Here is a 9,483-nt window from a genome sequence, read left to right as displayed (position 1 = left end):
ACTGCCAGTGGTACCACTGGCAGTCGTTCCAAAGACGTGCGCTCCTTCGCGGCCCGCCCTGTGTCCTACGGTGATCCTCATCGCACGAAAGACCTGGTGAGAGGGCTGTCGATCGTGTTCGGTCCCAGGGCATCGCACACGCTCCGGGCCGGGGATCTGCCTCGGCCCCCGCAGCGTGGACCAGGTCCGGGGCACCGGCACGTCCGACGCTGTCGGCCAGTGCACCCGTACACCGCCGCGTGGGCCGCTCCCCACGCGCTCGGTCCAGGAGACCCCCCACATGCTTCGCCGTTTCCTTCTGCTTCCCGACTGCCGCTTGCCCGGCAGGACCACCGAACCGCTCATGCGCCCGTCCGCTCCCTGCCGCCGACGCACCGCACGACCTGGGGAAAGCCACGCACCGAGGGGCCGAGGACGCGCCGGCTCGCGCCGAGAGCTCCTCGGCCCGGAGCCCGCACCCGGACGGCCGTACACAGCCTGAGTCCGCTGCCGAATCCCCCCACCGCCCTCCGACGACCAAGAGACCGGGCATGTCCATCGATCCCCTTGCGTCACCAGCGTCTCTCGCCCCGAAGGATCTTCGCCGAGCCGTCCCGGCGCACGTTCACAGTCCCTCCCCGCGCACCCCGGCCCCGTTATCCGTGGCGCTCGTCAGCCACCGCGCCCCCGAGCCGACCGTGCTGGCAGGGCTCGCGAACCGACCGGTCCGTGAGCCGCGCGATCTCCGCGCCCAGGACGACGTCCTGCTGTTCTACGGCACGGGCATGGCGCAGGAGCTGGAACGCTTCTCCGCCGGGGCCGTGACCACGCTTCCCCCTGCCGTCCTCCTCGCCCCGCGACTCGACTGGGACGACGTCCACCTGGCGCTGCGTCATGGGGCCGCGTGCTACCTCCTGGAGAAGCGTCGCCCCGCTCCCCTCGCCGACGTACTGGCCTGCGCCTGTCGAGGCGTCAGCTCGTTCGATCCGAGCATCGTCGCGGAACTCTTCCGACGCGCGACCACATCAGAGGTGCGCGAGGCGCCGGATCGATGCTCGGCGCTTCCCCGTCTCACCTCGCGGGAGCGGCAGATCATGGAACTTCTCGCCTCCGGCAACAGGGTCTGCGACATCGCCGAACAGCTCTTCCTGTCCACCAGGACGGTCAGGAACAATCTCGGGCGCGTCTACGGCAAGCTCGGGGCACGGAATCAGGCCGAGGCGATCCTGTACTGGCTCGGGCGCCTGGAACCCTCTGCGCGCCGTGACGCGACGACCTGCGCGGCAGCTCCGGTCGGGGTCCGGGGAGGGGCCCGCTCGCCGGCTTGACCGGGCGGGCGGTGGGGTTCCGAAAACACGAAGTGGCCCGGAGCGAGATCTCGCCTTTCGAGCGATTCCTTGCTCCGGGCCGGCTTCACCCATTCCTCAACGGTCCGAGATCATGGCGGGGCGGTGCGGAAACTCGGGCGTTCAGCAGTTGCCGAACCTGTGCTGCGTAGAGTCGGCCCAGACCGTCAGGTCCCGGCAGTCGGAACCGAAACGGTCCCGGTCCTCGTCCGCGTGGATGTTGTACCGGACGGGCCCGCCCACCTGCTGGTTGCAGGCCGCGTCGCTGAAGCGGAGGACCCATATGCCGGCAGCACTGCCGGAACCGGCGACGTAGGTCCCCACCCTCGTGCTGCTCCGGCCTCCCTGTTGCAGATTCGTGCGCGCGCAGCCATGGAGCTGACCGTCTCCGTCCTGGATCCGGATGCTCCCGGTCGCTCCGGGGGCGTTGACCCAGAGCGTCCACTGGGACGCGGCCTGCGCCTGACCGATACCGCTGAAGGCGGCGGCGAGAAGCGTGAACCCTGCGACACCGGCACCGACCGCTGTCCGGTGCGACCGGACGCCGGAGAGACGACGAGCGAACGACATTACGTCGGCCTTTCTTTCAGTCTTTTCACGGCGGAGCTTTCTTCCGCCGACGACGAGTTTCCTCCGACGGAATTTCCGATCGTTAGAGTCAAACAACTCCATTTCGGCACGTCCGGCACTGCGCACCGGCCCGTGACCTCCAGGGCTGAAGAGACTGCATTTCCACGTGATACCAAGTATCACGATGAATCACCGGGGCGGTGGAGTACTCTGCTCCACATCGACCAGGTACGTCTGACAACTGGAGAACACAGATGGCCTCACAAGCGGCGACGGGTGACGGAGTCGCATCCGGACTCGACCGGCGCGCAGAACTGCGGGACTTCCTGCGGTCGCGTCGGGCCCGGCTCCGCCCCGAGGACGTAGGCGTGCTCTCACACGGCCGGCGACGCGTACCCGGCCTGCGGCGTGAGGAACTGGCGCAGTTGGCGGGCGTGTCGTACGCCTACTACGCGCGCCTGGAGCAGGGCTACGGCGAGACCATGTCGGACGAGGTGCTGGACGCCGTGGCCCGCGCCCTGCGCCTGAACCCCGAGGAGCGCGAGCATCTGATCCGGATGGCCCAGCCCGGCCGGCACGCCACGACGAACGCCGCGCCGTCCTCCCAGCCGCTGCGCCCCAGCATCCAGAGCCTGCTCGACACGATCGGCGTGCCCGCCTACGTCATCAGCCGACGGCTGGACATCCTGGGGTGGAACCGGCTCGCCCTCGCCGTCTTCGGAGACTGGGACCGCCTGCGCCCCGAGGATCTCAACGTCGCCCGCCTCATGTTCCTCTCCCCCGAGGCGCGTGAAAGGTTCGCCGACCCGCACCTCCTCGACCTGGAGATCGCCGGCGTTCTCCGCATGAACGCCGGAAAAAGCCCCGACGACTCCCAGCTCTCCTCCCTCATCCAGGAGCTGACCCAGAAAAGCCCGGAATTCCGGCAACTATGGGCACGGCACGAGGTGACATGCCGGGGCGGCGGCAACGTGGTCCGCATGCGGCACCCCCTGGTGGGCGAGTACGACCTCATCCACGAACCCCTGGCACTGCCCGGAGGCGCCCCCATGCGCATGGTCACCCACCACGCCGAGCCGGGAACCCCCTCAGCGGATGCCCTGCGGATGCTGGCCAGCTGGGAGACAGAGCCACAGGACGGCCCTCGAAGCCCATCCGGTCATCGAGCCTGACAAGACGATCCCCTCCGAATCGCTGGTGCACTGCGCCATCCACTGTGCCGCACCGGACGCCGGACAGCGAGCGCACAGTTTCGGTACAACCAGGCTGCGTACCACCGCCGTTGGTACATCTGGCAGTAGCACCCGGAAGGACTCGGCGGTCACCCGCCTGACCGCCTCGGGGAAGGCAAGCCCGGCATCGTCACCGACAGGGGCGACGGGGGCGCCCCACCCGGACGGACCGACGGGCAACCTGAACGTGACCCGCCGCGAGACCACCGACCCGCCTCCCTCAGCGGGGCCGCAAAGACAACGGACACCTCGCCGGACGCGCCCCCTCACCAGGGCCTCGGCACGCTCGCAGACAGTTCTTGCTCTCCCCCGGCGGCCCTTCGCGCAGGTCTGCCACTCGGCCAGCGGTCAGGCCCCGTGCCGGATCGAGGTCGTACCGCTGGAGGGGGCGTGGAGCGAGGTGGCGTACAAGACGGTGCCGTCGGGTGCGAAGGCGGGGTACTGGACGGGGTACACCCGGAGTGGTCACCCGGGCGCCGAGGGACGGGCGGGTCGCGTCCCTCAGTTGCGTGGCCTCCGACGGCGAGGGAGTGGCCGTAGGGCTCGGGCGCCGTGGCGGTCGGGAGCGGGCGATGCGCCCGGTCGTCGCACCGGTCCGCCGACGTGGTACGGGTACGCCGTCCCGGGGCGCCGCGAAAACCGTTGGCGCGGCGTTCCAAGGGACGTGAGGATCGGGAACCGGTGTCCGGTGGTCGGTGGAGAGGAACGCTCGTGGTCGGTCAGGTGGCGGTGCGGCAGATGGACGAGGAAGCCCTCGAAGAGCTCCTCGCGGTGGCCGTCGCGGACGCGGTGCCCGACGAGGTCATGCCTCCCGTGGCCGGTCCGCCCGGATGGACGGCGCAGCGCCGGGAAGCCTTCCGGGACTGGCACCGGTCCCGGTTCCCCGGGCTCGACGGCCCGCTCCGTGAGTCCACCTTCACGATCGTCCACGACGGCGAGGTCGTGGGGTCGGCCCGGCTGGCTCTACGCGACAGCCACGACGTCCTCGAAACCGGCATGTGGCTCGGCCGTTCCCAGCGCGGGCACGGCATCGGCACCGCCGCTCTGCGGCTCCTCCTCGACGAAGCGGCGAAGGCCGGCGCGCGGACGGTGGTCGCCGACACGCTGGCGCACAACTCGGCGGCGCTCGGCGCCCTGCGCCGCAACGGCGCGACGCTGACCACGAGCCGGGACAGCGTCGACGTACTCGCCGAACTGACGCCGAGGCACACTCCCCGGGAGCCCTCCGCGCCCTCGGCCGAATAGGCCGAATCCCCTGAATCTCCTGAATCCCCCGAGGAATTCAGCCGCGCATACGGCAGGGGCGTTCTGCCGAAATGAGCCCCGCGATTCCTCGCCGCATCCCCGAAAAATCGCCCGGCGCCCAAAAGAAACATGTGACCGGCGAACGCGACGGGGCCGGCCACATGGCGGCCGGCCCCGTGCTCACTTCCGCACCGCCCCGAAGGTCACGCGGTGTTGAGGGTCAGCCCGTAGAACGACAGCGCGTCGTCGAGGGGCTGGAAGTACGACGACCCGGGCGAGTTGACCGAACCGTTGCACCGCTGGCTCGACGGGCCACCCGAGGTCATCCCCTGGGCCTGGTTGCCGGAGATGTAGGCGCCGCCGCTGTCGCCGCCCTGGGTGCAGACGGACGAGCTGCCGAGGCCGGTGACGACGGTGTCGGGCCCGCCGTTGGGGTCGGAGTAGGTGACGGACACGTTGTACGAGTTCACCCGTCCGCAGGTCCAGCCGGTGGTCCGGCCCGCCTTGCACAGCGTGGCGCCGGAGGCCGCGCGCCGGCTGCCGAGCACCGAGGGCTCGGTGGCCCGGCCGTACGTGTTGACCACGGTGTCTATGGAGTTGCCCGAGTCGAGGCGGGCGATGCCCATGTCGACGCTGCGGCTGCCCTGCGCGAAGCGGGAGTTGGTGCCCTGCGCGAAGCGGCTCCCCTGGTAGCTGAGTACGGGGAGGTCCTCGATGCAGTGCCCGGCGGTGACCAGGTACTGGCGGCCCGAGGAGTCGCGGGCGCCGAAGCCGACGGAGCAGACGAAGCCGTTGAAGGCCATCTCGGAGCCCGGCTTGATGACGGCCTGCGGGGCGAGTTCCTGCTGGTCGGAGAGGACGCGGACGGCGTCGCCGTGGGCGCGTGCCTGGTTCAGGAAGGCGCGGGCGGCAGGGGTGCTGCCGTCGGCGACCTTGACCGTCACGGTGTCGGAGGCGAGGTCGACCTCCCAGGAACTGACGCCGGCGGGCGTCGTGTTGAGCGCCGCCGTGTCCAACTGGGCCTTGATCTTGTTCAGTTCGCTCTCGCCGTGGCGGGTCGTGCGGGCGTGCAGGCCGGCGTCCGTAAGGCGCTGGGCCGCCTGGGTGCTCTCGGCGTTGACGACCAGTTGGCCCTTCGCGTCGAAGAACGCGCCGTCCGTCGCGACGCCCTTGCGCTCCAGCGCGGTGAGGGTGTGCTGCTGCGACGTCTCGTGGTCGAGGCGCTCGGCTGCGGCTCTCTGGCTCACGCCGAGGGAGGACGCCAGGGCGCTGAGCATGGCCGGGTCGTACTGGCCCGTCGAGGCGACCGCGGCCTGTGCGCCGGAGACCGTGACGGAGGAGAGCAGAACGGCGGCGCCGAGCACCGCGAGGGATTTCCGGGAAATGCGCAAGGGGAGTTCCTTCCGGATTCCGGACGAACGACCGCTAACAGTGGGGGGTGGAAAAGGACATGGGGGTCTCCTTTTCCGGTGGCCGTCATCCGGCGGTCCGCCGTTTCCGGCGACCGCCCCTGAATCTTGAACGACCTTCACTGGACATGACAAGAGAGAAGATCGAACTGTCCGTATTTTCCGGATCACCGAGGCCCTCGCTGTCGACCGGTCGAATAAGAATCCCCCTTTACCGGAAATTTCACCCCCCGTCAGAAACCCGGCCCGGCCCCCTCGCCCCTGCGTCCGGGCTGTAGAGCTTCTTACCGCCGGGCTACGGGGCACCGCGTCGGACCCGGTGAGCCGCTACTGCGCGGCCAGTCGCGTACGTGCCGTTTCCCGGCGGGGTCAAGGCCACCCCGAGCAGCGTCGTCTTCCCGGCACCGTTCAGCCCGTGGATCCGGCCTTGCCGCACCCCCAGATCGACACCGTCGAGCGGGCCTGCGGGAGTCGCCCGACAACATCCCCGGCGTGACCCCTGCCTGCCGAGACCAGGTCTGCCCGACAGGGATCCCAGGATTCCGGACCACCGGCCGGTCCGGCCTCGACGCGGCGGCCACGCCGCAGGCACGGTCGTCGGCATGACGACCCTGAACCCCGTACCCCCGACCGCCTGGCACCGTCTCCTGCACCGCTGGCCGGCCGCGCTCGGCCTGGCCGCCGCGTTTCTCCAGCTCACCACCGGCGTCGAGCGGGAACCGGTGGCGATCGTGCTGTGCGTGGCCGCGCTCTGTTACCTCGGCGCGGCGGCGTTGGACCGGCCGTGGATCGCGTGGGCCGGGATCGCCGGGGGTTCCGCGGTGGTCGTGGCCAGCGAGGTGGCGGGCCTGGTGTGGTGGGGCGGTGTCGGGGTCGCGGCCCTGGTGCTCGTCGCCGTCGGCTTGGTCACCGGCGTGTCCCGCCCGGTCCTGACCGCGCAGACCGTCGCCCTGCTCGGGTACGGCTGCCTGGCGGTGTCCGCGCTCTTCCTCGCGCCGCGCCTCGGTCTGGCGCTGGCCGGGGTGGCTCTGATGGCGCATGCCGCCTGGGATCTGCGCCACTACCTGCGCGACGAGGTGGTGCCCAGGTCGCTGGCCGAGTTCTGCATGCTGCTGGACGTGCCCCTGGGGGCTGGCGCGATCGTGGTGGCGGTGGTCTGACCGGCCGGCTTCCTCGCCTGGGTGGCCCGGTAGTGCGACGGCGTGACCCCGTACCGGGCCACGAAAGCCTGCCGCAGTGTCTCGGCGGACGTGAATCCGCAGCGGACGGCTATCCGTTGCAGGGACAGCCGGCTCGACGTGAGGAGCCGCGCGGCGGCCTCGGTCCGCGCGAGGCGCACATAGCGGGCCGGGGTCTGCCCCGTGTGGGCGAGGAAGAGGCGCGTGAGGTGGCGCTCGCTCACCCCGGCGCGCGTGGCGAGCGTGGTGATCCGCAGGTCGGCGGCGGGCTCGTCGCGGACCATCGCCACGATCTCGCGCACCAGGTCGTCGGCGGGGGCCGGAGCGGCGACGAACATGCTCATCTGCGCCTGGTTCCCCGGCCGTTGGAGGTAGGTGACCAGTCCGCGCGCCACCTGGCGGGCCAACTCGCCGCCGTGGTCCTCCTCGATGAACGCCAGCGCCAGGTCCAGCGCGCTGCTGACGCCGGCCGCCGTCGTCACCTTGCCGTCGCGGATGTAGACGGGTGCCGGATCCACGCGGACGGCGGGGTAGGCGGCGGCGAGCCGGTCGGCGAACAGCCAGTGCGTGGTGGCGCGACGGCCGTCGAGCAGTCCCGTCGCGGCGAGCACCGAGGCGCCGGTGCACACCGACGCGACGCGCCGGGACACGTACGCCAGCCGACGGACATGCGCGACCAGCCCGCTGTTCGCGGCGGCGGCCTCATGTCCCTCACCGCCCGACACGACGACCGTGTCCAGCGGTCCGCGCACCCGTTCCAGCGCGCCGTGCGCCTGGAGCGTCAGCCCCGACTGGCAGTCGATCGGCCCGCCCCCCCGGCGTCACCACGCACACCCGGTACGCGGGCGTCGCCCCGGCCCGGTTCGCATAGTCGAACGCCGTGGTCAGGCAGGCGATGTCGAGCAACTCCGCGCCGGGATAACCGACGACCGCGACGACCTGGTGCCCATCCATCCAACGACCCTACTGCGCCCGGCTGTTCGTCCAGAACGACGGCAACCAGGCGATCCGGGCCACCGGCCCGGCCTCGGCGTTCGGGCAGAGGCCCCACGACGGTGTTGGGATGGCTTCGCTCTTCGGGGGCATCCGGTGGGGCATGGCTACTGCAACGGCACAGGGACAGATCCGCCGCACGGCGCGTGGCAGGGCGATCGCGACGGCGGCCCGTGCGGGATTCGTCGGCCGTGGAGTCATCTATGCGCTGATCGGCGTCCTCTCCCTGCGGATCGCCTTCTCCGGTGAGGAGGAGCAGGCCGACCGGGGCGGCGCGGTCGCCGAGATCGCCCAGAAGCCCTTCGGGACACCGCTGTTGTGGCTGCTGGGGATCGCCCTGGCCGGCATGTCCCTGTGGCGGCTGTCGGAGGCCGTCTTCGGACAGGCCGGCCCCGACGGGGACAAGCCGGGCAAGCGGGCGATGGCCGGGGGCCGTGCCCTCTTCTACGGATTCGTCACGTACTCGGTGCTCCGCTACGCGGCCGGTGACACGGGCAGCGGCAGCGGCGGTTCCGACGAGAGTTCCCGGGACTTCACGGCGAAGGCGCTGAACTGGCCCGGCGGGCAGTGGATCGTCGGCGTCGCCGGTGCCGCGGTGACCGCGGCCGGCCTGTGGATCGCCGTGCGGGCGCTGCTGCGGAGGTTCGAGAAGCACCTCCGGACGGCGGAGATGTCCCGCCGGGTCCGTCGAGCCGTCTCCGTCGTCGGCGTGTTCGGCGGTACGGCCCGCGGCGTCGTCTTCGCCACGGCGGGCGGCTTCGCCATCGCCGCGTCCGTCCAGCACCGGCCCGGCACGACCAAGGGCTTGGACAACACCCTGCGGACGTTCGCCGAGACCCCGGCCGGCCCCTGGCTGCTGGCGCTGATCGCCGTCGGCCTCGTCGCCTTCGGGATCTTCTCCTGGGCGAGCGCGCGCTGGCGGGACGTCTGAACGGCGGGGCGAACGGGGCTGGGCCCGCTCGATCACCCCTCGCGGTGTGCCGTGTAGACGGTCGCGGTCATCGGCGCCGTCACACGTCCCGCGCCGAGGCGCCGCGTCATGCTCCGCACGACGGTGTCCCGGATGGCCCGCGCGTCCTCGCGGGCGTCCACGGTGGCGCTCACCGGCGTGCCGGTGAGGAAGCCGGTGGCGACGGAGGCGGCCGACTCCGCGACACCGTCGAGCGTGACCTCCTCGGCGCCCGCCGGGGACAGACCGGCGGCGGCGAGGTCAGCGGCGACGACCGCCGGATCGGCGTAACCGTGGGGGACGTCACGCAGGAACGCAGGCGCGCCGTCCGGCATCGCCTCTTCCAGGGCGGCCTGGAAGGCGGCCCCGAAGCCGTGCGAGGCCAGCGGACCCCAGCTGTTGAACAGGAACCGTCCGCCCGGCGCGAGGACCCTGCGCACCTCGGCGCAGGCGGCGGGACGGTCGGGGAAGAACATCACCCCGAACTGGCACACGACGAGGTCGAACTCCCCGTCCCCGAAGGGCAGCCGCTGGGCGTCCGCCCGCCTCCAGACGGCCCGCGGCTCCCGTGCCGACCCGGCA

9 protein-coding genes are annotated in these 9,483 nt (G+C 71.4%); 5 read left to right on the top strand and 4 right to left on the bottom strand.

The features are described from left to right. Nucleotides 1-641: 641 nt before the first annotated feature. Nucleotides 642-1,307, top strand: a complete 666-nt coding sequence (locus tag AOK24_RS27565) for a response regulator transcription factor (protein ID WP_055722756.1) — start codon at nucleotides 642-644, stop codon at nucleotides 1,305-1,307. Between the two features lie 141 nt (nucleotides 1,308-1,448). Here the strand turns inward: AOK24_RS27565 and AOK24_RS27560 are convergent, their stop codons facing one another. Continuing rightward, complete coding sequence (locus AOK24_RS27560; protein WP_159052003.1) at nucleotides 1,449-1,997, bottom strand: hypothetical protein; 549 nt, start codon at nucleotides 1,995-1,997, stop codon at nucleotides 1,449-1,451. 152 nt (nucleotides 1,998-2,149) lie between these two features. On the opposite strand from AOK24_RS27560, the gene AOK24_RS27555 reads away from it, so the two are divergent. Further along, a complete protein-coding gene (locus tag AOK24_RS27555; protein WP_055722754.1) occupies nucleotides 2,150-3,067 on the top strand; it encodes a helix-turn-helix domain-containing protein in 918 nt (305 codons plus the stop codon). Nucleotides 3,068-3,838: 771 nt separating this feature from the next. Next, nucleotides 3,839-4,372 (top strand): GNAT family N-acetyltransferase, encoded by a 534-nt coding sequence (locus AOK24_RS27550; RefSeq protein ID WP_063799526.1) that lies wholly within the window; start codon nucleotides 3,839-3,841, stop codon nucleotides 4,370-4,372. 203 nt (nucleotides 4,373-4,575) lie between these two features. Here AOK24_RS27550 and AOK24_RS27545 read toward each other — a convergent pair whose 3' ends face one another. Beyond that, nucleotides 4,576-5,763 carry a S1 family peptidase gene (locus tag AOK24_RS27545; protein ID WP_055722753.1) on the bottom strand — a complete coding sequence of 396 codons (1,188 nt, stop codon included), beginning with the start codon at nucleotides 5,761-5,763 and terminating at the stop codon, nucleotides 4,576-4,578. A gap of 620 nt (nucleotides 5,764-6,383) precedes the next feature. Between AOK24_RS27545 and AOK24_RS46390 the strand changes: the two genes are divergently transcribed. Further along, on the top strand, nucleotides 6,384-6,941 hold the full coding sequence (locus tag AOK24_RS46390; RefSeq protein ID WP_206191274.1) for a hypothetical protein: 558 nt from the start codon (nucleotides 6,384-6,386) through the stop codon (nucleotides 6,939-6,941). Here AOK24_RS46390 and AOK24_RS27540 read toward each other — a convergent pair. After that, nucleotides 6,842-7,711 (bottom strand): GlxA family transcriptional regulator, encoded by an 870-nt coding sequence (locus AOK24_RS27540; protein WP_063799525.1) that lies wholly within the window; start codon nucleotides 7,709-7,711, stop codon nucleotides 6,842-6,844. The two genes, AOK24_RS46390 and AOK24_RS27540, sit on opposite strands and share 100 nt — an antisense overlap. A gap of 344 nt (nucleotides 7,712-8,055) precedes the next feature. Between AOK24_RS27540 and AOK24_RS27535 the strand changes: the two genes are divergently transcribed. Continuing rightward, on the top strand, nucleotides 8,056-8,883 hold the full coding sequence (locus tag AOK24_RS27535) for a DUF1206 domain-containing protein (protein ID WP_055722758.1): 828 nt from the start codon (nucleotides 8,056-8,058) through the stop codon (nucleotides 8,881-8,883). A 32-nt stretch (nucleotides 8,884-8,915) separates the two neighbouring features. On the opposite strand, the gene AOK24_RS27530 is transcribed toward AOK24_RS27535, so the two are convergent. Continuing rightward, on the bottom strand, nucleotides 8,916-9,483 hold a 568-nt coding region (locus AOK24_RS27530; RefSeq protein ID WP_055722752.1), incomplete at its 5' end, for a class I SAM-dependent methyltransferase.

Origin of the sequence: Streptomyces niveiscabiei (assembly GCF_001419795.1) — a bacterium.
GTDB lineage: Bacteria > Actinomycetota > Actinomycetes > Streptomycetales > Streptomycetaceae > Streptomyces > Streptomyces niveiscabiei.
This window is presented reverse-complemented; position numbering and strand designations above follow the sequence as displayed.

What these genes read in the sequence shown, in the direction of transcription:
- AOK24_RS27535 (WP_055722758.1), top strand. Translation starts at nt 8,056, where the DNA reads ATGGCTACTGCAACGGCACAGGGACAGATCCGCCGCACGGCGCGTGGC.
- AOK24_RS27555 (WP_055722754.1), top strand. Translation starts at nt 2,150, where the DNA reads ATGGCCTCACAAGCGGCGACGGGTGACGGAGTCGCATCCGGACTCGAC.
- AOK24_RS46390 (WP_206191274.1), top strand. Translation starts at nt 6,384, where the DNA reads ATGACGACCCTGAACCCCGTACCCCCGACCGCCTGGCACCGTCTCCTG.
- AOK24_RS27560 (WP_159052003.1), bottom strand. Translation starts at nt 1,997, where the DNA reads ATGGAGTTGTTTGACTCTAACGATCGGAAATTCCGTCGGAGGAAACTC.